Origin of the sequence: Caballeronia sp. GAWG1-1, assembly GCF_023631465.1 — a bacterium.
Lineage (GTDB): Bacteria > Pseudomonadota > Gammaproteobacteria > Burkholderiales > Burkholderiaceae > Caballeronia.
This window is the reverse complement of sequence record NZ_JALQDB010000008.1, coordinates 262,860-285,464: the sequence shown is the minus strand read 5'-3', so window position 1 is coordinate 285,464 and position 22,605 is coordinate 262,860. Positions and strand designations below refer to the sequence as shown.

The 22,605-nt window shown below is 62.5% G+C and carries 21 protein-coding genes and 1 tRNA gene; 7 read left to right on the top strand and 15 right to left on the bottom strand.

The window, feature by feature from the left end; translation table 11 throughout:
* Nucleotides 1-84: 84 nt before the first annotated feature.
* Both glnL and glnA read right to left on the bottom strand, forming a co-directional pair.
* The gene (gene glnL, locus NCT03_RS05395) at nucleotides 85-1,227 is read right to left on the bottom strand and encodes a nitrogen regulation protein NR(II) (RefSeq protein WP_244827586.1); all 1,143 of its coding nucleotides are present in this window, start codon (nucleotides 1,225-1,227) and stop codon (nucleotides 85-87) included.
* 205 nt (nucleotides 1,228-1,432) lie between these two features.
* Entirely contained in the window at nucleotides 1,433-2,848 is a 1,416-nt protein-coding gene (gene glnA / locus NCT03_RS05390; RefSeq protein ID WP_244827585.1) for a type I glutamate--ammonia ligase, read from the bottom strand.
* A gap of 376 nt (nucleotides 2,849-3,224) precedes the next feature.
* On the opposite strand from glnA, the gene NCT03_RS05385 reads away from it, so the two are divergent.
* Nucleotides 3,225-3,689, top strand: a complete 465-nt coding sequence (locus NCT03_RS05385) for a rhodanese-like domain-containing protein (protein WP_250492137.1) — start codon at nucleotides 3,225-3,227, stop codon at nucleotides 3,687-3,689.
* Between the two features lie 14 nt (nucleotides 3,690-3,703).
* On the opposite strand, the gene NCT03_RS05380 is transcribed toward NCT03_RS05385, so the two are convergent.
* From NCT03_RS05380 to hrpA, 6 genes are all read right to left on the bottom strand, one after another.
* Nucleotides 3,704-4,399, bottom strand: a complete 696-nt coding sequence (locus tag NCT03_RS05380; RefSeq protein WP_250492136.1) for a copper homeostasis protein CutC — start codon at nucleotides 4,397-4,399, stop codon at nucleotides 3,704-3,706.
* Nucleotides 4,396-5,208, bottom strand: a complete 813-nt coding sequence (locus NCT03_RS05375) for a competence/damage-inducible protein A (RefSeq protein ID WP_244827582.1) — start codon at nucleotides 5,206-5,208, stop codon at nucleotides 4,396-4,398. Before NCT03_RS05375 ends, NCT03_RS05380 begins: the two co-directional genes overlap by 4 nt.
* Before the next feature lie 12 nt (nucleotides 5,209-5,220).
* Complete coding sequence (locus NCT03_RS05370; protein WP_250492135.1) at nucleotides 5,221-6,060, bottom strand: EI24 domain-containing protein; 840 nt, start codon at nucleotides 6,058-6,060, stop codon at nucleotides 5,221-5,223.
* A gap of 73 nt (nucleotides 6,061-6,133) precedes the next feature.
* On the bottom strand, nucleotides 6,134-7,153 hold the full coding sequence (locus NCT03_RS05365) for a sterol desaturase family protein (RefSeq protein ID WP_250492133.1): 1,020 nt from the start codon (nucleotides 7,151-7,153) through the stop codon (nucleotides 6,134-6,136).
* Between the two features lie 88 nt (nucleotides 7,154-7,241).
* Nucleotides 7,242-8,255: a YVTN family beta-propeller repeat protein gene (locus tag NCT03_RS05360; RefSeq protein WP_244827579.1), complete on the bottom strand. Its 1,014-nt coding sequence runs from the start codon at nucleotides 8,253-8,255 to the stop codon at nucleotides 7,242-7,244.
* Nucleotides 8,256-8,406: 151 nt separating this feature from the next.
* Entirely contained in the window at nucleotides 8,407-13,173 is a 4,767-nt protein-coding gene (gene hrpA / locus NCT03_RS05355) for an ATP-dependent RNA helicase HrpA (RefSeq protein ID WP_250492132.1), read from the bottom strand.
* A gap of 22 nt (nucleotides 13,174-13,195) precedes the next feature.
* On the opposite strand from hrpA, the gene argA reads away from it, so the two are divergent.
* The 3 genes from argA (at nucleotide 13,196) to proP (ending at nucleotide 17,049) form a co-directional block, all read left to right on the top strand.
* Nucleotides 13,196-14,566 (top strand): amino-acid N-acetyltransferase, encoded by a 1,371-nt coding sequence (gene argA / locus NCT03_RS05350; RefSeq protein WP_244827577.1) that lies wholly within the window; start codon nucleotides 13,196-13,198, stop codon nucleotides 14,564-14,566.
* 65 nt (nucleotides 14,567-14,631) lie between these two features.
* Nucleotides 14,632-14,904: an oxidative damage protection protein gene (locus NCT03_RS05345; RefSeq protein ID WP_244827576.1), complete on the top strand. Its 273-nt coding sequence runs from the start codon at nucleotides 14,632-14,634 to the stop codon at nucleotides 14,902-14,904.
* 669 nt (nucleotides 14,905-15,573) lie between these two features.
* Nucleotides 15,574-17,049, top strand: coding sequence for a glycine betaine/L-proline transporter ProP (gene proP, locus NCT03_RS05340; protein WP_250492131.1), 1,476 nt, complete (start codon nucleotides 15,574-15,576; stop codon nucleotides 17,047-17,049).
* 57 nt (nucleotides 17,050-17,106) lie between these two features.
* On the opposite strand, the gene NCT03_RS05335 is transcribed toward proP, so the two are convergent.
* Entirely contained in the window at nucleotides 17,107-17,580 is a 474-nt protein-coding gene (locus tag NCT03_RS05335; RefSeq protein ID WP_250492130.1) for a metallophosphoesterase family protein, read from the bottom strand.
* A 102-nt stretch (nucleotides 17,581-17,682) separates the two neighbouring features.
* Between NCT03_RS05335 and NCT03_RS05330 the strand changes: the two genes are divergently transcribed.
* Nucleotides 17,683-17,767 (top strand) — tRNA-Leu (locus tag NCT03_RS05330).
* A gap of 206 nt (nucleotides 17,768-17,973) precedes the next feature.
* On the opposite strand, the gene NCT03_RS05325 is transcribed toward NCT03_RS05330, so the two are convergent.
* Nucleotides 17,974-18,186: a hypothetical protein gene (locus tag NCT03_RS05325; protein ID WP_250464302.1), complete on the bottom strand. Its 213-nt coding sequence runs from the start codon at nucleotides 18,184-18,186 to the stop codon at nucleotides 17,974-17,976.
* A 132-nt stretch (nucleotides 18,187-18,318) separates the two neighbouring features.
* Nucleotides 18,319-18,579, bottom strand: coding sequence for a hypothetical protein (locus tag NCT03_RS05320; RefSeq protein ID WP_250492129.1), 261 nt, complete (start codon nucleotides 18,577-18,579; stop codon nucleotides 18,319-18,321).
* A 197-nt stretch (nucleotides 18,580-18,776) separates the two neighbouring features.
* On the opposite strand from NCT03_RS05320, the gene NCT03_RS05315 reads away from it, so the two are divergent.
* Both NCT03_RS05315 and NCT03_RS05310 read left to right on the top strand, forming a co-directional pair.
* Nucleotides 18,777-19,130 carry a hypothetical protein gene (locus NCT03_RS05315; RefSeq protein WP_244827571.1) on the top strand — a complete coding sequence of 118 codons (354 nt, stop codon included), beginning with the start codon at nucleotides 18,777-18,779 and terminating at the stop codon, nucleotides 19,128-19,130.
* Nucleotides 19,131-19,199: 69 nt separating this feature from the next.
* Nucleotides 19,200-20,423, top strand: a complete 1,224-nt coding sequence (locus NCT03_RS05310) for an MFS transporter (RefSeq protein WP_250492128.1) — start codon at nucleotides 19,200-19,202, stop codon at nucleotides 20,421-20,423.
* Here the strand turns inward: NCT03_RS05310 and NCT03_RS05305 are convergent.
* From NCT03_RS05305 to NCT03_RS05290, 4 genes are all read right to left on the bottom strand, one after another.
* Nucleotides 20,420-20,875: a response regulator gene (locus NCT03_RS05305; protein WP_244827569.1), complete on the bottom strand. Its 456-nt coding sequence runs from the start codon at nucleotides 20,873-20,875 to the stop codon at nucleotides 20,420-20,422. The genes NCT03_RS05310 and NCT03_RS05305 overlap by 4 nt on opposite strands.
* 45 nt (nucleotides 20,876-20,920) lie before the next feature.
* Nucleotides 20,921-21,553 (bottom strand): response regulator, encoded by a 633-nt coding sequence (locus tag NCT03_RS05300; protein ID WP_244827568.1) that lies wholly within the window; start codon nucleotides 21,551-21,553, stop codon nucleotides 20,921-20,923.
* Nucleotides 21,554-21,667: 114 nt separating this feature from the next.
* A complete protein-coding gene (locus tag NCT03_RS05295) occupies nucleotides 21,668-22,243 on the bottom strand; it encodes a ferritin-like domain-containing protein (protein ID WP_244827567.1) in 576 nt (191 codons plus the stop codon).
* Nucleotides 22,244-22,441: 198 nt separating this feature from the next.
* Nucleotides 22,442-22,603: a DUF1328 domain-containing protein gene (locus NCT03_RS05290; protein WP_040048814.1), complete on the bottom strand. Its 162-nt coding sequence runs from the start codon at nucleotides 22,601-22,603 to the stop codon at nucleotides 22,442-22,444.
* Nucleotides 22,604-22,605: the final 2 nt, after the last annotated feature.

Here is a 22,605-nt window from a genome sequence, read left to right as displayed (position 1 = left end):
GGTCAGGCTTCAAGGCTTGGAGCGCAATCGCGTCGTAAATTGGCGGCCAGGAATGTGCGTCGTTTGGATTCAGGTCGATGATCCTCAGTTTCCGAATGGCAACAGCATGGCGAACTCGGTGCAACCGGGCTTGCTCTCCACTTCGATCAGCCCGTCGTGCTGATGCACGAACGACTGCGCGAGCGTAAGACCCAGACCGCTGCCATCTTCCCGGCCCGACACGAGCGGAAAGAAAATCCGGTCGCGAATCTCACTAGGAATGCCGGGACCGTTGTCAGTGATATGCAAGTCCAATGCCAGTTTGTGCAGCTTTTTGCCAATGGTCACCTTGCGCGCAATGCGCGTACGCAGTTCGATCTTGGCGTCGCCTTGCGAGATGCGCTCTCTCAACGCTTCGGCCGCGTTGCGCACGATGTTGAGGAGCGCTTGAATCAGTTGTTCCTTGTCGCCGCGCAGGTCGGGCACGCTCACGTCGTAATCGCGTTCGATGGTGAGGCCGCGCGGAAACTCCGCGAGTATCACCGCGCGCACGCGCTCGCAGACTTCGTGGATGTTCACATCGCCGACGATATGCGGATGCCGGTGCGGTTCCAGCAAGCGATCGACGAGCGTCTGCAGCCGATCCGATTCCTTGATGATGACCTGCGTGTATTCGCGCAACTCGTCGCGTTCGCGCGCGCCGAGTTCGAACTCGAGCAGTTGCGCGGCCCCGCGAATGCCGCCGAGCGGATTTTTGATCTCGTGCGCGAGGTTGCGGATGAGCTGCTTGTTCACCGCCGTGAGATCGTGAATGCGCTCTTCGCGGTCGGTGCGCAAATGCCGTTCGTTCTCGAAGAGTTCGAGCAGCACGTAATCGGTGGCGACTTCCAGATACGCGACGATCGCATGCACGTGAAACGCCTCGCGCCCGGGGCGTTCGAGCATGGCATCGAGCCGCGTCGCGTTGAAGCGGTTTTCCGCGATGGATGCGATGGTCGTCGCCAGTTCCTCGGAGTTGGCGAAGAGATTGGGCCAGTGCGTCTGCGTGAGTTGCTTGCGCGACATCTCCAGCATCGACTCCGCCGACGGGTTCGCGTACGCGATGCGCTGCGTGCGTTTGTCGAGCACGAGCACGACGGTCGGCAACGCTTCGAGTCCCGGCAGAAGACCGGTTCCCGCGAGTTGGGTGTCGTCGGAGAGTGCGTCGGCGTGCCCTTTGCGGGCCTTGATCAGATTCTTAAGCACCATCGAGCTTTAAAAAGGGTGGCCAATGAGGTCGCTCGTGAAACTCGATCTTCTTCTTTCTTTGTGACTGCATGTGACGCGCGTCAGCCACGCGGCGATTAAAAAAGGGACGGCGCGCCGTCCCTTTTCGTGTTCGCCTAGGGCATGCGCCGCGCGCTTCATCGACCAGCCGTCTACGAAGCGCATCGACGTCATGCGTTGGCGGCGCTTACAGCGAGTAGTACATCTCGAACTCGACCGGATGCACCGACTGACGATAACGTTGCAGCTCGTTCGTCTTCAGTTCGATGTACGCGTCGAGCATCGAATCCGTGAACACGCCGCCGCGCGTCAGGAACTCGCGATCCGCGTCGAGTGCGTCGAGTGCCTGATCGAGGCCGGCACACACGGTCGGGATCTTTGCATCTTCTTCCGGCGGCAGGTCGTACAGATTCTTGTCCGCGGCTTCGCCCGGATGAATCTTGTTCTGCACGCCGTCGAGACCCGCCATCATCAGCGCGGAGAAGCACAGGTACGGATTCGCGAGCGGATCCGGGAAGCGCGTTTCGATACGGCGGCCCTTCGGGTTGCTCACGTGCGGAATGCGGATGGATGCCGAACGGTTGCGAGCCGAGTAAGCCAGCTTCACAGGCGCTTCGAAGTGCGGCACGAGACGCTTGTACGAGTTCGTACCCGGGTTCGTGATCGCGTTCAGCGCGCGTGCATGCTTGATGATGCCGCCGATGTAGAACAGCGCGAATTCCGACAGCCCCGCGTAGCCATTGCCCGCGAACAGGTTCTGACCGTCCTTCCAGATCGACTGGTGAACGTGCATGCCCGAGCCGTTGTCGCCGACGATAGGCTTCGGCATGAACGTCGCCGTCTTGCCGTACGTATGCGCCACGTTGTGGATGATGTACTTCATCTGCTGCAGCCAGTCCGCGCGCTGAACCAGCGTCGAGAACTTGGTGCCGATTTCGTTTTGGCCCTGGCCCGCCACTTCGTGGTGGTGAACTTCGACCGGAATGCCGATCTGTTCGAGCAACAGGCACATTTCAGAACGCATGTCCTGGAACGTGTCGACCGGCGCGACCGGGAAATAGCCGCCCTTCGTGCCCGGACGGTGGCCGGTGTTGCCGCCTTCGAATTCCTTCGCCGACGACCACGGCGCTTCTTCCGAGCCGATCTTGACGAACGTGCCCGACTGATCCGTGTTCCATTGCACCGAGTCGAAAATGAAGAATTCGGGCTCCGGACCGAAGAACGCGGTGTCGCCGAGACCCGAGCTCTTCAGATATGCCTCAGCGCGCTTCGACAGCGAACGCGGGTCGCGCTCGTAGCCCTTGCCGTCGGCCGGCTCGACCACGTCGCAGGTCAGAACCAGCGTGGATTCTTCGTAGAACGGGTCGATGAACGCGGTATCCGCATCGGGGATGAGCAACATGTCCGATGCTTCGATGCCCTTCCAGCCGGCGATGGACGAACCGTCGAAAGCGTGGCCGCTTTCAAATTTGTCTTCGTCGAATGCCGAGACCGGCACGGAAACGTGTTGTTCTTTGCCGCGCGTGTCGGTGAAGCGGAAATCGACAAACTTGACGTCTTCGTCCTTGACGAGCTGAATGACGTCGGCCACGGATTTACTCATTACCTATCTCCTGATTAACAAAAGTCGGCGAAAACCTTTCGCCGCCCCGACCGAATCCTGTACCGCTGAAACAATCGTGGTTTGAAAAGCAGCTTCCATGCCAAGCGCACCAATCTTGCGCTAAGCATTTGAAGCGGCGCGCGTTTTTTGTGAAACGATGATGCTTTATCGAGCCGGCCGTTTAGTTGTTAGCCGACCGTTCGCACTAATTCGGTGCGCGACCATTCGGATCATCCACGGCGCGCCCGATTTTCGTGCATTCGTCTTATCTTGCACCAATTTGACGCAGTAAGGTTGCCGCGATTCCAGCCCTCGGCACCGCTCAGAGTCTGGCACGCTAAAATGATTTTTTGCGCTTTACCGGAGACTACGCGCCATGAGCACGCTCGAACAACTTTATGGCCAGGCCGCGAGCCGGGCCACGGAAAACAAGCTGACCTACGCGGGCGCCTTCCTTCCCGCCGAAGCCTTCGAACTGCTGCAACTCGACCCGCGTACGCGTCTCGTCGATGTCCGCACACGCGCCGAACTCGACTGGGTCGGACGTCCCGCCGTCGATGGCGCGCAGTACGCGCATGTCGAATGGATTCGCTATCCCGGCTCGGTGCCGAACGGCGAGTTTATCGAACAATTGCGGCAGGTCGCCACTCCGGATACGCCGGTGCTCTTTCTGTGCCGCAGCGCCGCGCGCTCCAAGCTCGCCGCGGTCGCCGCGCAGAAGGAAGGGTTCATGAAAGCGTATGACCTGCTCGAAGGTTTCGAGGGAGACAAAGACGGGCAAGGGCATCGGAAGACGGTGTCGGGATGGTGTTTTCGCGGCTTGCCTTGGATGGGCGCATAAGCGTCGCCGTTCGTTCACTCGCCTGCGTCGAGCAACGCCCGCACGCGCGCCACGCGTAATTCGTCGACCGGCTCCGAGCCTTTTCCATCCACGCGCACGCCAGAGCCGAAATGCACGGCCTTCACGCCTGTCGCGGCGGCGAACGGCGCGACCGCATCCACGGTGAAACCAGCGCCCGCGAGCACCGTGCAATGCGTTCCCGCCGCTTGCGCGACGAGCGCCTTGATAACCGGTCCGGCTTCCAGCACGGATGGCTTGCCGCCCGATGTCAGCACGTTCGTGACGGCGTCGAAGCGCAAAAGCGTCTCGAACGCAGCGGGCAAGTCGCGGGTTTCGTCGATCGCGCGATGGAAGGTGAGCGGCAAACCGTCGGCGGCATCGATTACGCGCTCTAGCGCTTCGGTGTCGACATCGCCATGTGCGTTCAACATGCCGACGACGATCGCGTTGGCGCCCGTCTTCGCGATTGCGCGGACGTCGCGTTCGATGACCGCGAAATCGTCGGCATCGTAGACGAAAGAACGGCTGTGCGGCCGCACGATGACGTTCACCGGAATGCGCACCGCCTCCACCACCGACTCGATCAGGCCGATGCTCGGCGTCAACCCGCCCTCGCCGATCGCCGTGATCAGTTCAAGCCGATTGGCGCCGCCACGCTCGGCGGCGCGCGCGTCGGAAACGGTCGTTGCGATGACTTCGAGCAGGATCACGCCGCGTCCTCCGGCGGCGCTTCGACCACTTCGCCGCCCAGGGCGAGCACGCCCTCGCGCAACACTTCGAACGCGGCGTTGGCCTGATCCGGCTCGCCCTTCACGCCGAGGTCGATATGCGAACGCGCATAGAGCGCGCCGCGCGCGGCATCGCCCACGCTCGGCAGGCTGAAGGCGCGCACGCCGTCGAAATCGCGTTCGATGGTCACCATGAGCGGCGTGATGCGCGACTCCGGCAACCCGAACACGAGCAACGAGCGCTCGATATAAGGCGTCGCGTGATGCAGATGCGCGTACTTGGTATCGAGCACCCATTCGATCATTGGCCACGCCATAACGGGAAAGCCCGGCACGAAATGATGATCGCCGACGGAAAAGCCCGGAATCTTGTTGTAGCTGTTCGGAATGATCGCCGCGCCCTGCGGAAACGTCCCCATGTTCAGCCGATGCAGATTCTCCGGCGAATCGAGGTCATACGGTTTGTCGCCGGCCGTCTCGCGGATGCGCTCCCGGATCAGTTCCGCCGCTTCCGGTTGCAGTTCGAGCGGCCGGCCGAGCGCCTTGGCCGCGCATTGACGCGTGTGATCGTCGGGTGTCGCGCCGATGCCGCCGGTCGAAAACACGATATCGCTGGAAGCAAACGTGCGCGCGAGCGTCGCGGTGATACGCGCGGGATCGTCGCCGACGTATTCGGCCCAATCGAGCGAAAGCCCGCGCGCGCTCAGCAATTCGATGATTTTCGGCAGATGCTTGTCCGTGCGCCGGCCTGAAAGAATCTCGTCGCCGATGATGATGACGCCAATGCCCATGAATGCTCCTTCTTAGAATGGAACGGTGATGGCCGGCACTTGAGGCGCCGCATTCGCCCGTAGTCGTTCGAGCGCGTGCAGGCAGTAATGCGCGAACCAGAGCGCCGAAAACACCAGAATGAATGCGTATGCCCAGATGGTTGCCGCCGCGACCACGGGAAAGAGTGGCAAGAGCCATACCGACCAGGCCCACAACATGGTCGGCACCGAACCGAGCAGGCCGCTCACGATGCCAATGACAAGCAGCGGCCAGCGCGCATCACGCACGATCACACGGCGTTCCTCGGCGCTCGCGTGCACGGCGAGCGCATCGTAAGTCATCACGCGATAGGTGAGCCAGCCCCACAAGAGCGGTGGAATCAGTGCGAAAAACGGTGGAATGAGCCACAGCGGCAACGTGACGACGAGCGCGATCAGGCAAACGAGCGTGGTGATGACCGAGTGCCCGAGACTGCCAGACCACGAGCCGCCGTGACGCTCTTCGAGCAGCGCGTAATGACCGCCCGGCCGGCGCGTGAGCAGCTTGATGACGCCTGGCATGGAGAGCGTGGCGATCAGCAGCAACACGGTCACGAAGATCAGCGGAATCGCCATGATGACGACGAAAAACGGCGCGATCACCGCATGCAGCGAGGAGAAGCCGACGGCATCGAACAGGCGGTACATCGCGGCGGTGAGCGCCCAGCCGTCGAGCCAACCGGTTGCCGCGCCTGTCAGCGTCTGCCAGAAGAACCAGAGCACCGCGCCCCAGCTCAGCGTGGCGACCGCAAATGGCATGAAAGTCAGCCAGAGCATGCGTGGGTGAAAGGCATGCGCAATGGCGCGCACGAACGAACGCAGCAAGTCATTCATGCGTGATTCGACGAAGAGGGAGTGGAAACGACAGCATAAACCAGCGCACCGAACGGGCGCTGGTGATGGAGACTCAGACAGCCGCCGAGCTTTTGTCGGAAGCCGAATTCGCGCGACGCGAAGACAAACGCGCGCCGATCCGCTTGAACGCGAGCCAGTGCTGTTCGACGAAGCCGTCGCCGTAACGCACGGGCGCGACGCCCGGCGCGCCGAGTTGATCGCGAATACCGGTTGGCTCCACGGTGCGGTCGAACGAAGCCGAGCGAAAGAGAATGTCCCAGAACGCGAACAGCACGCCGAAGTTGCAGCCGTACGCCGTGCCTTCGTGGCCGAAGCCGATTGCATGATGACGACGATGAAACGCCGGGCTCACGAAGAGCCGGTCGCCCAGCCAGCCGTAATGCAAGCGAATGTTGGCGTGCTGCACGCTTTGCATGAGGTTCGTAATGGCGACCAGCACGACGAACTGCGACGGCTCCACGCCGATCACGAGCGCGACAGTGGCGAAGAACCCCGCCTGCATGATGTCGTCGAGCAGATGGTTACGGTCGTCCGACCAAAGCGACATTTGCTGCTGGCTGTGATGCACCGCGTGCAGTTCCCACCAGATGCCAATGCGATGCTCCAGCCGGTGATACCAATAACCGGCGAAATCCAGCAGCACCAGATAAATCACGAACGTGACCATGGGTTGCGTGGTCACGCCCGGCCAGAGATTGTCGATTTCCAGATTCGGGATGTCATGCAGGCGCAGCCAGCTTTGCAGCGAATCGAAAACCGGCTGGAACGTAAAGAAGAAAAAGAGGTTCAGAATGCCGAGCTTGACGATCCACGTATAAAGCACGTCGATACGCACTCCCTTGCGATCCTGCCATTCCTCGGCCGGTCGCAGCGCTTCGAGCGGGCGCAGCACGGCGTACATCGCGAGCACTTCCAGCACGCCGACGATCACCCAGTAAAGAGCGTCGTAGGTGTCTTCGTCATAGTCCATGAGGCCGACCTTGAACAGGAACGGCTGGACCACGTCCACATAGAGCATGGTCTGCAGGGCGGAGACGAAGCTGTCGAGCGACGAAAGAATGGAATGAAACATGATGCTCCGTGTGACTCAATACGGCCTGACTCAATCGTAATACAGGGCGCCCGCAAACGCCCTTTTCCTACTGCTTTCGCGGGCAGCCTCAGGCGCCGTTAGGCGAGGTCACCGGCGCGCGATTGAAGAAGTAGATTCCGTGCGGCGAACGGCCAACCTTGATGGTTTGGATCAGCTTACGATCCGCAAGGTCGATCACGCCGACATGCTTCGCGAAACGGAACGTTACCCAGAGATACTTCTTGTCGGCGGAAAGTTCCATGTCATCCGGCCCCGGCAAGAGGCCCGTGATGTCGCCGACGTTCGTGAGCGTGTCTTCGTCGATGATGCTGATGGTGTTCGCCACCCGGTTCGACACGGCCACATGTTTGCCGTCCACGAGCGAGCGGAAGTTATGCGCACCCTTGCCGGTCGTGATGGTCTTGACGATCTTCTGATTGCGCCAGTCCACCACGGCGACGTAATCCGCGCCCGTCATGCCAACGAGCAGATACTTGTCGCCCGGCGTGAACCATACGCCCGCGGGCGTCGGGCCGACTTTCATCTTCCACTTGACCGTCTGCGTCGCCAGGTCGATCGCGGCGATTTCGTTCGACACCTGCAGCGAGATGAACGCGGTCGTGCTGTCGTTCGAAAACGCGATATGGCTCGGCATGGTGGCGAGCGGCAAGCGCTTGGCCACGGTCAGATTCTTGCCGTCGAAATGATAGATATCGAGGCGGTCGAGTCGCAGACCCGTCGACACGAACCACTTGCGATCCGGCGAAAAGCCGATCTGATACGGGTCTTCGATATCCTGAACCCAGCGCTGCACGGCGCCGGTTTTCGGATCGACGAACATGAGATTGTTCGATACCGAATTCGCAACGATCAGCGACGACGCGTCCGGCGTGGGCATCAAGTGATGCGGTTCCTTGCCCGTGGGCACGGTGCCGACGACCTGGCGCGTGTTTTCGTCGATAAGACTCAGCGTGGCTTCAGCCGAGTTCAGGACGATGACGTTATTGGCAAATGCCGCGGTGGCGATGAAGGCCGCGCCGATAGCGAGCGCGGCGCGTGAGGCAACCGCCCGAAAGCGGCCAGACAGAAAAGATGAGCGCATGAAAAAGTAGACGTCCGAAGGCAGGCGTCATTGTAGAACGTTTGCGCTTGTCGTCGCGTTGACGAAACGCCTGTTTTTGCGCAATTTCGTTTAACGGCGCAAGAAATGCCGTTTTTTTGGCGAAAAAATCGGCATTGCGCTGCTTCGTCTTTTAGCGCTGCATCGCTTCCCAGACTTTATGCAGGCGCTTCACGGAAATGGGCATGGGTGTGCGCAGTTCCTGCGCGAACAGGGACACGCGCAGTTCCTCCAGCAGCCAGCGGTATTCCGAGAGCCGCGCGTCCGCCACGCCGCCGCGTTGCGCGAGCGCGCGCTGATATTGCTGCACGAGCGGATGCAGATCCGTGGAAATACGCGCATCGCGAGCCGGATCGGCCTTCAGCTTGTCGATTCGCAGCCCGATGCCCTTCAGATAACGCGGGAAATGCGCGAGTTGCGCGTAAGGCGTGTCGATCACGAAGCGCTTGCCGATGAGCGCGTTCAACTGCGACTGGATATCGGCGTAAGCCTGGGCGAACGGCTTCGCCTGCGCGAGCTTCCTTAGAAGCGCCGCGTATTCGCCGAGGATCGCGCCAACCAGCCGCGCGATCTCCTGCGCGAGCAGCGTGAGCCGGCCTTTCGCGGCATCGCGGCGAGCGTGGAAGCTCACGTCGTCGTCGGGTAGCGGGTCTTGCAAACATGCGCGATCCAGCGCCGTATCGACGATCTGATCGCGCAACTCGTCGGCGGTGCCGAGCGCCATGAACTGCATCGACATTTCGCGCAGCCCCGGCAGATTCTTTTCCAGATAGCGGATCGGCTCGCGCAATTGCAGCCAGAAGAGCCGCCGCAAGCCCGCGCGATGAATCCGCGCCGCCTCCTCCGGCGAATCGAACACTTCGACGTCGCAATGCGCGCCGCGATCGACGAGCGCCGGATAGCCGAACAGCGTCTGCCCGCGACGTCGAATTTCCAGCAGCTCTGGCAGCTTGCCGAAATTCCACGTCGTGAGGTTTTCATAGAGCGCGGTGCCGGTGGACGCGCTCGCGGCCTGCGTCTGCGGCGCGTTTGGCGAATCGGCGGAAAGTGCATCGAAAGCCGCGCTTGCCGTCAGCTTCTGGAAATGCTGCTGCGCCTGACCGCCGAGTTCCGCTCGCAATTGCGCGAGATTGCGGCCCATCGCGAGCTGGCGGCCGTGCTCGTCGATCACCTTGAAGTTCATGAAGAGATGCGCAGGCAGCGTTTCGAGCTTGAAATCCGCGCTCTTCACGGCGACTTGCGTCTGCTCCCGAATATCGGCGATGAGCGCATCGACCAAGGCACCCGCGCCGAACCTCGGCCCCGCGTTGCGCTCGGCAAAGCCCGCCGCGTAATCCGGCAAGGGCACGACATGCCGGCGCAGCTTTTGCGGCAGCGACTTCAGGAGCAGTTGCGTCTTTTCCTTGAGCATGCCGGGCACGAGCCATTCGACGCGGCGCGCATCGATCTGATTCAGGCCATAAAGCGGCACCGTGAGCGTCACGCCGTCGCGCGGCGCGCCCGGCTCGAAGTGATACGCGAGCGTCATTTCGATGCCCGACATCGTCATGCGCTTCGGGAACAGGTCGGTGGTGACGCCGGCGGCCTCGTGACGCATCAGGTCGTCGCGCGAAAGGAACAGCAGTTGTTTGCCGCCCTCCTTGCGCTGCTCGTCGCGATACCAGCGTTCGAACGCCGCGCCGGTCCAGATGCCTTCAGGCACGAGCGAATCGTAGAAGCCGTGGATGAGTTCGTCGTCCACGAGCACGTCCTGACGGCGCGACTTGTGTTCCAGTTGCTCGATGTCCGCGACCAGCTTGCGGTTGTGCGCGAAGAACGGTAGACGCGTGTCGAACTCGCCTTCCACCAGCGCGCCGCGAATGAACAACTCGCGCGCGTACTTCGGGTCCTGCTGGCCGTAACTCACCCGCCGCCGCCCGTAGACCGTGAGACCGTAGAGCGTCGCGCGTTCATACGCGACCACTTGCGCCGCCTTTTTCTCCCAATGCGCCTCGGAGAGCGACTTGCGCAACAGATGCGGCCCGACCGTTTCCAGCCATTCCGGCTCGATCTTCGCAATGGTCCGCGCGTACAGCCGGCTCGTCTCGACGAGTTCGCCCGCCATCACCCAGCGGCCCGCTTTCTTCAGCAGCGCGGAACCCGGCCACAAATGGAACTTGATGCCGCGTGCGCCGAGATAATGCGGCTCGTCGTCGGCCTTCATGCCGATGTTGCCGAGCAGCCCCGTGAGAAGCGAAAGATGCACTTGCTCGAACGTCGCATCGGATTCGTTCAGACGCCAGCCATGTTCGCGCACGACCGTGAGAAGTTGCGAATGCACGTCGCGCCATTCGCGCAATCTCAGATGCGAGAGAAAGTTGGCGCGGCACGCATCGGTCAACTGTCGATTCGACTTCTTGTGCGCAATGGCTTCGTCGAACCACTTCCAGATGCGCGTCCATTGCAGGAACTCGGAGCGCTCGTCGACGAACTGCCGATGCGCCTGATCCGCCTGCTCCTGCGCTTCGATCGGACGATCGCGCGGGTCCTGCACCGACAACGCCGACGCGATGATCAGCACTTCCGTCAACGCGTGATGATCGCGGGCGGCGAGAATCATGCGGCCCACGCGCGGATCGAGCGGCAGCCGCGCGAGTTCGCGGCCGAGCGGCGTGAGCGCGTTGTCGTCGTCGACGGCGCCGAGTTCGTTCAGCAACTGGTAACCGTCGGCGATCGCGCGGCCCGGCGGCGGCTCGATGAACGGAAAGGTTTCGATCGCCGTCAGATGCAGCGACTTCATGCGCAGGATCACCGCCGCGAGCGACGAGCGCAGGATCTCGGGATCGGTGAAGCGCACGCGCGACTGAAAGTCGGCTTCGTCGTAGAGACGAATGCAGACGCCGTCCGCGACGCGCCCGCACCGGCCCGCGCGCTGATTGGCGGCGGCCTGCGAGATCGACTCGATCTGCAACTGCTCGACCTTGTTGCGATACGAATAGCGCTTCACGCGCGCCATGCCGGTATCGACGACATAGCGAATGCCCGGCACCGTCAGCGACGTTTCCGCGACGTTGGTCGCGAGCACGATACGCCGCGCGTTCGACGCCTTGAACACGCGCTCCTGTTCGGCAGCGGAGAGGCGCGCGAACAGCGGCAGGATTTCCGTATGCGGCGGATGGTGCTTACGCAGCGCCTCGGCGGCGTCGCGAATTTCGCGCTCGCCGGGCAGGAACACGAGCACGTCGCCGGGACCGACGCGGCAGAGTTCATCGACGGCATCGACGATGGCTTCCATCAAATCGCGGTCCGCCTTGCGGTCGTTGCGCTTTTGCAGCGTGCCTTGCGCCGATTTGACGGCGGCGCTGTCTTCCTCCACCGGCCGGTAGCGCACCTCGACCGGATACAGCCGCCCGCTGACCTCGATCACGGGCGCGGGCTTTTCGTCGCTGCCGAAGTGGCGCGCGAAGCGTTGCGCGTCGATGGTCGCGGACGTGACGATCAGCTTGAGGTCCGGGCGCTTCGGCAGGATTTCCTTGAGATAGCCGAGCAGGAAGTCGATGTTCAGGCTGCGTTCGTGCGCCTCGTCGATGATGATCGTGTCGTACGCGCTCAGCAGCGGGTCGGTTTGCGTTTCCGCGAGCAGGATGCCGTCGGTCATGAGCTTGACCGATGCGCCCGGCGCGAGGTTGTCGGTGAAGCGCACCTTGTAGCCGACCACTTCGCCGAAAGGCGTTGCGAGTTCCTCGGCGATACGTCGCCCCGTCGCCGATGCCGCGATCCGGCGCGGCTGCGTATGACCGATGAGACCGCTGCCGCCCGCGCCGAGACCGCGTCCGAGCGCGAGGCAGATTTTGGGGAGCTGCGTGGTTTTGCCGGAGCCGGTTTCGCCGCTCACGATCACGACCTGATTCCCTTCGATCGCGCGCGCGATCTCCTCGCGACGGGCGGAGACGGGAAGCGCCTCGGGAAAGGTGATCGGCGGGATGGGGTTGGGGGTGACGGCGCGCCCCTCGCGGCGCGGTGGGCGTACGTTGTGTTGCCTCGCGGGCTGAACTGCGGAGACTTCGCCTTGTTGCTTGGCGCGTGGTTCGCTGGCTCGCGCCGCGCGCGCTTCACGTGGTGAACGCTCGTCGCTTACGTGGCGAACCTGCCCGGCTTGCGCGTTGCGCGCACTCGAGTGCGTTTGCGCTGCGGCCTGCTCTCGATGGGATCGGTCGTCCGGTCGTGCGCTTCGATCGACTTGCCGCGCCTCGGCCTTGTGCCGTTCGTCGCGCGTGCTGTGTTCGGCACGCGTAGTCTCCGCGCGAGAATCGTTTTTTGAAGGTCGGGTGCCTGGTGCCTCGACCGGCCGCGCGGTTGAAGCAGAAGTCGTTTGGCGCGCCTGCGTGCTGCGCTGTTCGCCGCGAGCATCGTGCGAACTATTTGCATCGCGCGAAGAGGAAGGTTTGGCCATATCGCGTGCGCTTGCCGGGCGCGCGCACGACGTGTTCCGATCAGCCGATGCATCCAGCTTTCGCGTCGACGGTTCCTGCAGCGCTTTGCGCTCCACGCGACTTTGCGGTGCGACTCCTCGCGACTCCTGCGTGACCGGAGACTGCGGCTTCGGCTTTTGCGACTTGGCGGCAGCCCCTCCGGCCGCTTGCTGCGCGCCGAGCCGAGGCTGCGAAGCCACCGGCGTCGGCGACTTCGCATTCTGCCCCTGCGAACCCGAATTCCCAACCGCGCCCTCAACCGCACCGCCGCCCGCAAATCGCCGCGCGGCGAGTTCCTTCTTGCTGAGACCGGCAGCTTCGTCCTCGCCTGTCTGCGCGTCGCGCAGCAAGCTTTCGCGCAGTTTCTTCAACTGCTCTTGGGTATCGAGCGACTTGTCGGCGGATGGCGGCTTGCCGCCTTGGGTGGGGCGTCTGGAAACATTCGGCATAGCATCGCATTATAATCCCGGCATGAATTCCCCTACCGACCTCGCCATCCCGTCGCAGCCGGCCGCAGTCGAAGCCGAAGCGCCGAATCCCCACGCCCAGTTCGTCGACTGGATGCGTTCCGTTGCGCCCTATATTCACGCGTTCCGAAACAAAACCTTCGTGGTCGCGTTTGGCGGGGAACTGGTGCAGGAAGGCCGCCTGAATGCGCTCGTCCAGGACGTCGGACTGTTGCACGCCATGGGCATCCACGTCGTATTGGTGCACGGCTCGCGTCCGCAACTCGACGAGCAACTGAGTCTGCACGGCGTCGAATCGTCGTTCTCGCACGGGCTGCGCATTACCGACGCGCGCGCGCTCGAATCCGCGAAGGAAGCCGCTGGCGAAGTGCGCCTCGACATCGAAGCCGCCATCAGCCAGGGCTTGCCGAACACGCCGATGGCTCACGCGCACATCAGCGTGGTGTCGGGCAACTTCGTGACGGCGCGGCCGGTCGGCATTCTGGATGGCGTCGACTTCCAGCACACGGGCGTCGTGCGCAAGATCGACGGCGATTCCATCCGCCAGTCGCTTGCGAGCAACAAGCTCGTGCTCTTGTCGTCGCTCGGTTTTTCGCCAACTGGCGAAGCGTTCAATCTGTCGATGGAAGACGTCGCGTCCGCCGCGGCCATCGCCTTGCGCGCCGACAAAATCATCTTCGTGACCGAGATTCCCGGCCTCGAAGATCAGGAAAACGAACTCGTGCGGGAAATGTCGCTCGACGACGCTTACCGGCTTCACGAAAGCGGCGAGCTTCAGGGCGATACCGCGTTTTATCTCAAGCACGCCATTCGCGCCTGCCGCGGCGGCGTGGCGCGCGCGCACATCATTCCGTACAAGCTCGACGGCAGCGTGCTGCTCGAACTCTTCCTGCACGACGGCGTCGGCACGATGATCTCCTACGAGAATCTCGAAAGTCTGCGCGAAGCGACGCCGGACGACGTCGGCGGCATTCTCACGCTGATCGAGCCGCTCGAATCCGACGGCACGCTCGTGCGGCGCGGACGGCATCAGATCGAACGCGACATCGACCACTTCTCGGTCATCGAGCACGATGGCGTGCTCTTCGGCTGCGCGGCGCTTTATCCGTACACGCAGGAGCGCATCGGCGAGATGGCGTGTCTGACCGTCGCGCCCGAGGCGCAAGGTTCCGGCGATGGCGAGCGCCTGCTCAAGCGCATCGAACAACGCGCGCGCGCTCGCGGTCTCACGCGCATTTTCGTGCTGACGACGCGCACCGAACACTGGTTCCTCAAGCGCGGTTTCGTGAAGGTCACGGTGGACGACCTGCCGGAAGACCGCCGGCGACTCTACAACTGGCAGCGCAAATCGCTCGTCCTGATGAAACAGCTTTGAACCGACATTGCACGCGCCGTGCGCACGCACGCACGCGCTCCGCTACTCAATAGGAGAAACAGACGATGGCCCGAATGATCCAATGTGCGAAGCTCGGCAAGGAAGCCGAAGGACTCGACTTTCCGCCGCTGCCGGGGGAACTCGGCAAGCGCATCTATGAAACGGTGTCGAAGGAAGCGTGGCAGGGCTGGCTCAAGCAGCAAACCATGCTGATCAACGAAAACCGGCTCAATATGGCCGACCCGCGCGCGCGCCAGTACTTGCTCAAGCAAACGGAGAAGTACTTCTTCGGCGAAGGCGCCGACACCGCGACGGGATATGTGCCGCCGCAAAGCTGAACTTAAGCTTAATTGGCTCTCGAAGAAACCGGTCCGAGTGGCCGGTTTTTTGTTGCGCGCTCGTCCTTTTCAACAAGCGCTTAAGGACAAATTCGACTAAGCGTAATCCTAAGCCCAGCAAGGGATTGCGCGTTTTCAAGCGAGCGCCCGGACAGGCTGGTTTGCGCTTCGTCTGTCATCGTGTTATCATCTTGCTCGTTATCAACAGCAATTCACCATCATTCGCGCGGTCAGTTCGAGCTTAAAACCTGAATCCGAACGCGGCAGTGACAGTTTCATACAAAGAGGCTTGTCGGTTTTCGAGCGATATCAAAACATCGCGCCGGCCTTTTTCGTTTCAAGCCTTGGTTTTCGCCGACGTCGCGGCCCACCCGCGGCAACTCACTGAGTTCGCCGTCCGCACGTCAAATTCGTTTGCTCTTACCCGAGTGCAATTTCGCGACTTCTTCCGCGAGGCACCGGCACCGCATTTGCTACGCACGTTTCAGCGCTGACTTCATTCAGGGCTGCGCGGAGCCGTCGATTTCGGCCATTGGCTGAAAGTACGCATGCGGCGCCGTCGCGAAACTGCACTATTCCGGCCGATATCGGCAGTAGTCGCCGCCCTCGGAGCGGCGCACCCGGCGCTGGCATCGCGCGCGCGGGGTTGAACACGGAGTCTCTCGCACTATGAATGCTTCACATGACGGCCTCTGGCGCAAACGAGGCGCATCGAACCAGGCGTCCGATATGACGCTCGACGACATCACCATCGTCGATCAATCGCTTCTCAAGCGCGCGGTCGGCGCCATGGCTATCGGTAACGCGATGGAATGGTTCGACTTCGGCGTGTACAGCTACATCGCCGTGACGCTCGGCAAGGTCTTCTTTCCGTCGAGCAGTCCGGCCGCGCAGTTGCTGGCCACCTTCGGCACGTTCGCGGCCGCTTTTCTCGTGCGCCCGATCGGCGGCATGGTGTTCGGTCCGCTCGGCGACCGCATCGGCCGCAAGCGCGTGCTCGCGATGACCATGATCATGATGGCCGTCGGCACCTTCTGTATCGGTCTCATTCCGAGCTACGCGACCATCGGCGTGATGGCGCCGGTGCTGCTGCTCGCCGCGCGTTTGTTGCAAGGCTTTTCGACGGGCGGGGAATACGGCGGCGCGGCGACGTTCATTGCCGAATTCTCGCCGGACAAGAAGCGCGGCTTCATGTCGAGCTTCCTGGAACTCGGCACGCTCGTGGGCTATGTGCTCGGCGCAGGCGTGGTCGCGGTGTTGACTGCCGCGTTGTCCGAACATGCGCTCCTCAGCTGGGGCTGGCGCATTCCATTCATGATCGCGGGTCCGCTCGGGCTGATCGGCTTGTATATCCGGATGAAGCTCGAAGAGACGCCCGCGTTCCAGCGCGAGGCGGAAAAGGCCGAAGCCGTGTCGCACGAAACGACCAAGCAGCAGTTTCGCGAAACGCTCGTGCAGCAATGGAAGCCGCTCTTGCAGTGCGTGGGCCTCGTGCTCATTTTCAACGTGACCGACTACATGGCGCTGTCGTATTTGCCGAGCTATCTCTCGGCGACGCTCAAGTTCAACGAGACGCATGGCCTTTTCATCGTGCTCGTCGTGATGGTGCTGATGATGCCGCTCACGCTGTTCGCGGGCCGTCTGTCGGATACGATCGGCCGCAAACCGGTGATGCTCGCGGGTTGCGTCGGCTTATTGCTGCTGTCGATCCCGGCGCTCTCGCTGATCCGCCTCGGCACCGTGCCTTCGATCTTCGCGGGCATGATGATTCTCGGTGCGCTTCTGTCGTGTTTCACGGGCGTGATGCCGTCGTCGCTGCCGGCGCTGTTCCCGACGAAGATTCGTTATGGCGCGCTCGCCATCGGCTTCAACGTGTCGGTGTCGCTGTTCGGCGGCACGACGCCGCTCGTGACGGCGTGGCTCGTCGACAAGACCGGCAATCTGATGATGCCCGCGTACTATTTGATGGGCGCGTCGATCATCGGCATCGTTTCGGTGCTCGCGCTGCGCGAGACGGCCAAAAAGCCGCTGAAGGGCTCGCCGCCCGCGGTGGCATCGCATTCGGAAGCGCATGCGATTCTGCGCGGTCATCGCGAGGCAGCAGAGATGGATGGCTCGTTTCCCGAGAATACCGTTCGGGCTTGAGCATCGAGGTTGAGTCGTTAGAACAAAAGCCGGCGCGTGCAAGAGCGCCGGCTTTTTTTAATCGATGAGCGTAACGATGCGCGCCTTTATGTCCATGTCCTCAGAATCACCCGTCTCGCCGATTTCGAGCAGACCGACCGTGATCGGCAACTTGAACCTGCGCGGCCCCGCGCTACCCGGATTCACGAACAGCACGCCATTGCGCTTCTCGACGAGCGGCTTGTGCGAATGCCCGGTCACGACGACATGGACGCCATCGAGTGCTTTCGGCACATCGGCAATATCGTGCACGACGTGAATCGTCGCGCCCGCCAAGTCGATGCGCGCGTGCTCGGGCAGCATCGCGACATCGTCGCCGATATCGTTATTGCCGCGCACTACGGTCAGCGCAGCCAGTTGCGCCAGCGTATCGAGCACTTCGCGCTTGCAGATGTCGCCGGCGTGGATGATGTGTGCAGAGCCGCGCAGGGCGTCGAGCGCTTCGGGGCGAACGAGATTGTGCGTGTCGGAGATGAGGCCGATGAGGGTCATGTTTTCTCGTCGATATGCGCTCGGAGCGCGGGCCATTCACTTGCTGTCGTCGCGCTGTTTTGGCGCGCTGCATGGCAGTGGTAGAATTCGCGTCCGCCCTCTGCCGGGGTGATGAAATTGGTAAACATAGCGGACTTAAAATCCGCCGCCTAACGGCTTGCCGGTTCAAGTCCGGTCCCCGGTACCACTCGCCCATGGTTTCACGCTGAATCGACAGCATAAAGCCAGTCGTCTTTTATCGCGGCGCGCGCTGTTTCCGTTCAGACTTGAACGACCACGAACACAATTGAAACCACCACGCGGGTGACAGCGCTGCGTGCCGAGACCGCGCCCCGCTGCGGGATCTACCTCGTTGCGTTTTCTTTCGCCTGCCTGCTGCATCGATATCGCGGATCACACCGCATTCAACAAGCGTTCTGCATCCCTCACTGCATCGAACAAGGCTTCGATCGGCGTTTCGCGGTCGAGCAGGCAGAGATGCTCGATATCGAACGGCAACGCATCCACACCGATAAACCTCACGGTGCCTCCAAAACATTCACGTCCTCTTCCCCGGCGAACCGAGGCGATATAGTTCGGCGTGACGTAAAGCGCAACGGGCGTCATGGCAATCTCCGCAAACTGGCTTGAGCCGATCGGCGCAGGACCGAGCGGTAAGGCCAAGTCTAGCGGCCGACAATTCGCGCGCGCACCCTCGCCTCGCGGGGATGACATCCCTCCCTGCGCCGCCACCCGCCGTTACAACCCGTGCGCCAATACGCGCGCGATGTAGTGGCGCCCCCACGCCTCGCCATGCGCGAGGGCTCCGGCTATCGTCTCGAACGGACCGTGCGGGCCGATCATCTCGCCGGAATCATCGACCAACCGCGAGCCGTGCACCGCTTTTCCGTCGATGCGCGCCACCCGCACACGAACCGCATAGCCCGCGCCGGACTCGTTCTCGCTTTCTTCCGCGTTGAGCGCCAGCAGATATTCGCCGGCTTCGATATCTTTGCGCATGACGATGGCCTCCACAAAACGAAACGCTATTCGCCGATTGTGCTACCGCCGCGCGCCGCATGCACGACAGGCAAGCACGCCAGCCAGCACGACGCCAATGCGGTCACGCAAGCCGCGCCCGCATGTTATAAAGCTCGCCATCCCCTGATTTCGCTCCGATGCGCCCTCGCGCGGCCGAGCATTCACCCTGTTCACCAATGATTACCCGTTCCCGCCTCTTTTTGCTGGTCTGCCTTCCGCTCGTGCTTTTGTCCGGCTGCACTTCGTATTACCGCAACGTCGAAACGTGCAAGGACCGCGTGCGCGCCGAGTATCCCGACGCCGCAAGCGCGCCACTGAAGCTCACCGGATCGGGCGCGAGCTACCACGGTTCGCGTGTCGTCGTGCGCGGCGAATTCCCGACGCAGCCCAAGCCGCCCGCCACAAAAATCGTCCAGACGCCCGCCGCCGCCGAATGCACGTTCGCCGAGAACACGCTGACCGGCTTTCAATGGCTCGCGCCCGCCAGGCTCGTGAAGAAGCCGCAGCCCACGGACGATGCCGCGCAGTAAGGCGGGCGACCGGAAGCGCGCATCTCCACGGCGGCTCGCCGCCGTTCTCGCGCTCAACTCAAGGCAACCATGACCGCTTCGTCCAATTCCTCGAGTCATCATCAGCACTATTCGCGCGCCACGCTCTGGCTGCTTGCGACCATCGCGGGCGTATCGGTCGCCAACATCTACTTCAATCAGCCGCTGCTGGGCGATTTCCGTGGTTCGTTTCCCGGCAGCGCGTATCTGATCGGCGCGGTGCCGGCCGCGACGCAACTCGGCTACGCGCTCGGCATGCTCGTGCTGGCGCCGCTCGGCGATCGCTTCGACCGGCGGCTTCTGATCCTGCTCCAACTGGCCGCGCTCGGCGTGGCGCTCGTGGTGGCGTGCGTCGCGCCGACGCTCGCCGTGCTGATCGCCGCGAGTCTTGCAATCGGCGTCGTCGCGACCATCGCGCAACAAGCCGTGCCGTTCGCCGCCGAACTCGCGCCAGCCGCCGAGCGCGGTCATGCCGTCGGCACGGTGATGAGCGGTCTATTGCTCGGCATCCTGCTCGCGCGGACGGTGTCGGGTTTCGTTGCCGAATACTTCGGCTGGCGCGCGGTATTCGGCGCTTCAGTGATCGCGACGATCGTGCTGGCGGTCGTCGTCGTTGCGCGGCTACCGAAGAGCCGTCCGACGTCTACCTTGCCCTACGGCAAGCTGCTCGTGTCGATGTGGCATCTCGCTGTCGAGAATCCCGGGCTTCGCGAAGCGTCGCTCACGGGCGGCGCGCTCTTTGCAGCATTCAGCGCGTTTTGGTCGCTGCTCACACTCCTGCTCGCGGGCGAGCCGTTTCACATGGGACCGCAGGCCGCGGGACTATTCGGTATCGTCGGCGCGGCGGGCGCGCTCGCGGCGCCGCTTGCGGGCAAGTCGGCGGACCGGCGTGGGCCGCGCGCGGTGATCACGTTGTCCATCGGGCTCGTTGCGCTGTCGTTCGTGGTGTTCGCGTTCTCGGCGCGCAGCATCGCGGGGCTGGTCATCGGCGTGATCGTGCTCGATATCGGCGTGCAGGCCGCGCAGATATCCAACCAGTCGCGCATCTACGCATTGAGGCCGGAGGCGCGCAGCCGCGTGAATACGGTTTATATGGTGGCTTACTTTATTGGCGGGGCGTTGGGATCGGCGCTGGCTTCGCTTGCCTGGCACGCAATGGGATGGACGGGCGTTTGCGTCGTCGGGCTGGCTGCGACGGCGCTGGCGGCGTTCAGTCACTGGCGCGGGCGGGAAGCGGCGGATTCGTTGGCGGGTTCCGGCGGCGGGCATCGCTAACCGCGCTCACCTTGTCTTTCCCGCGCGTGCCGGCAAAGCGCATCCAGCACCCGATCGAACTCCAGCGATTTATCGAAGAAATGGCGCACGCCATATTGCTGGCAGCGCTCGCGATACGTCGGCAACGCGTGATTGGTGAGCACCGCGACAAAGGCCTCGTCGTGTATCGACGCCTTGCCGCTCTCCTGCAACCACGCCAGCACCTCGATGCCCGAGCCGTGCCTGAGTTGCAAGTCGATGATCACCGCATGGAACCGCTGCGACGACAAGAGCGCGATGGCTTCGTCCGGAGCCTCGGCGAACGCGGTCACGCGCCACGGACCGAGCGCGTCGATGGCTTCGGTCAGGCTGCGCCGGATCAGCGGGGAATCCTCGATAAGCAGCACCGCGAGCGGCGTGTCGCGCGCTTCGCGTTGCTGCGCACGGTCGTCGGTGATGATGTGCTTGCCCACGTCGGGCGCCCTCCGGTTCAGCTTGCCGTCCGACTGCGCGTCGCGCTATTCGATCAGGCCGTTCTTGATTGCGTAATACGTGAGATCCGCGTTGTTCGCCAGTCTCATTTTTTCGAGCACGCGCGCGCGGTACGTGCTCACCGTCTTCACCGACAGATGCAGTTCTTCCGCGATCTCAGTCGGAATACGCCCGGCCGCGAGTTTGCAGAAGACCTGAAACTCGCGCTCGGACAACGCCTCGTGCGGGCGTTCGGCGGCAGGCTTGTCGAGCTTGTCGGCGAGCGCGTCGGCGATGAATTCCGACAGATACCGATGCCCGCGCGCCACCGTGCGAATCGCCCGGACGATTTCTTCCGGCGCCGCGTCCTTGTTCAGATAACCGTTCGCGCCCGCCTTCAACAAGTTGATCGCGTACTGACTCTCGGGATAGCCCGACAGCATCAGCACGCCCTGCTCCGGACGAATCTGCTTGATGACACGCAAGGTATCGACGCCGTTCTTGTCTGGCATCGCGATGTCGAGCAACACCACGTCGAACGCCTGCACGCGCACGTGCGCGATGGTTTCATCGCCAGTGGAGGCTTCCGCCGCCACTTCCATATCGGGTTCGTCCGCGACGAACTGCTTGAAACCGCTGCGTACGATCGCATGGTCGTCGGCTATCAGGACTCGGATCATTCGCGCTTGAAATCAGGGATGAGCCGCCATTGTACGCATGCGCCCACGCAAAAGATGCGCGGTCTCGGACGAGTTCCGCGCATCGCGTGACAACATGCCGGCATGCCCTGCTATTTAGCCGTTACGGCCTTCCAGCAGATCGGCCATGTCGTCGGCGTGCTCTTCTTCCACCGCCAGGATGTCTTCGAAGATACGGCGCGTGGTGACATCCTTGTCGCCGAGATAGCGAATGATCTCCCGATACGTATCGATCGCAATCCGCTCGGCGATCAGATTCTCGCGGATCATGTCGATCAGGTCCGAGCCTTCCTTGTACTCGGAATGCGAGCGCGACTTCAGGCTGTCGGGTGCGAAGTTCGGCGCCCCGCCCAGTTGGACGATGCGCTCCGCGAGCGTATCGGCGTGTTCCTGTTCCTCGTTGGCGTGTTCGAGAAACTCTGCCGCCACAGCTTCAGAATGAATGCCCTTGGCCATGAAATAGTGACGCTTGTAGCGCAGCGTGCAGACGATTTCTGTCGCGAGCGAGTCGTTCAGCAGCTTGAGCACGACTTCGCGGTCCGCGCCGTAGCTCGGCGTGACCGGGCCCTCGTCCATGTGCGTGCGCGCATCGGCGCGGATCTTTTCCACGTCGAGGACGAATGCGTCCCGCGATTGAGTCGGCGCGGCTTGTACAGCAGACGATTTGGACATTTGGTTCGCTCCTTGATATTTGATGAAAGACGTTCGCTGGAGCAGGCCTACGCGTGCCGCTTCGTTCATAGGGCGCTGCTATCCAATCAAAATCTCCGATGCACGCGCCATGCCTGCTCCCACCAATGCTTCGCAAAAGGTGCGGAAAAGGCGCGGGCCGCGCGAGCGGCCCGGTGCAGCAAGGCTTTCAGGCGTACGTCAGGTTCGAAATACGCCCAGCAGCAGCGTGACGACGAACACCACCAGGAAAATGTAGAAAAGGATCTTGGCGATTTCCGCGGCACCCGCGGCAATGCCGGTAAAGCCGAACACGGCCGCGATTATCGCGATGACGAAGAAAACGGCAGCGTAATGAAGCATGG

Coding starts and splice junctions, on each gene's coding strand:
- glnL (WP_244827586.1), bottom strand. CDS start 1,227: ATGGTGCTTAAGAATCTGATCAAGGCCCGCAAAGGGCACGCCGACGCA.
- glnA (WP_244827585.1), bottom strand. CDS start 2,848: ATGAGTAAATCCGTGGCCGACGTCATTCAGCTCGTCAAGGACGAAGAC.
- NCT03_RS05385 (WP_250492137.1), top strand. CDS start 3,225: ATGAGCACGCTCGAACAACTTTATGGCCAGGCCGCGAGCCGGGCCACG.
- NCT03_RS05375 (WP_244827582.1), bottom strand. CDS start 5,208: ATGGGCATTGGCGTCATCATCATCGGCGACGAGATTCTTTCAGGCCGG.
- NCT03_RS05370 (WP_250492135.1), bottom strand. CDS start 6,060: ATGAATGACTTGCTGCGTTCGTTCGTGCGCGCCATTGCGCATGCCTTT.
- NCT03_RS05365 (WP_250492133.1), bottom strand. CDS start 7,153: ATGTTTCATTCCATTCTTTCGTCGCTCGACAGCTTCGTCTCCGCCCTG.
- NCT03_RS05360 (WP_244827579.1), bottom strand. CDS start 8,255: ATGCGCTCATCTTTTCTGTCTGGCCGCTTTCGGGCGGTTGCCTCACGC.
- hrpA (WP_250492132.1), bottom strand. CDS start 13,173: ATGCCGAATGTTTCCAGACGCCCCACCCAAGGCGGCAAGCCGCCATCC.
- argA (WP_244827577.1), top strand. CDS start 13,196: ATGAATTCCCCTACCGACCTCGCCATCCCGTCGCAGCCGGCCGCAGTC.
- NCT03_RS05345 (WP_244827576.1), top strand. CDS start 14,632: ATGGCCCGAATGATCCAATGTGCGAAGCTCGGCAAGGAAGCCGAAGGA.
- proP (WP_250492131.1), top strand. CDS start 15,574: ATGAATGCTTCACATGACGGCCTCTGGCGCAAACGAGGCGCATCGAAC.
- NCT03_RS05335 (WP_250492130.1), bottom strand. CDS start 17,580: ATGACCCTCATCGGCCTCATCTCCGACACGCACAATCTCGTTCGCCCC.
- NCT03_RS05325 (WP_250464302.1), bottom strand. CDS start 18,186: ATGACGCCCGTTGCGCTTTACGTCACGCCGAACTATATCGCCTCGGTT.
- NCT03_RS05320 (WP_250492129.1), bottom strand. CDS start 18,579: ATGCGCAAAGATATCGAAGCCGGCGAATATCTGCTGGCGCTCAACGCG.
- NCT03_RS05315 (WP_244827571.1), top strand. CDS start 18,777: ATGATTACCCGTTCCCGCCTCTTTTTGCTGGTCTGCCTTCCGCTCGTG.
- NCT03_RS05310 (WP_250492128.1), top strand. CDS start 19,200: ATGACCGCTTCGTCCAATTCCTCGAGTCATCATCAGCACTATTCGCGC.
- NCT03_RS05300 (WP_244827568.1), bottom strand. CDS start 21,553: ATGATCCGAGTCCTGATAGCCGACGACCATGCGATCGTACGCAGCGGT.
- NCT03_RS05295 (WP_244827567.1), bottom strand. CDS start 22,243: ATGTCCAAATCGTCTGCTGTACAAGCCGCGCCGACTCAATCGCGGGAC.
- NCT03_RS05290 (WP_040048814.1), bottom strand. CDS start 22,603: ATGCTTCATTACGCTGCCGTTTTCTTCGTCATCGCGATAATCGCGGCC.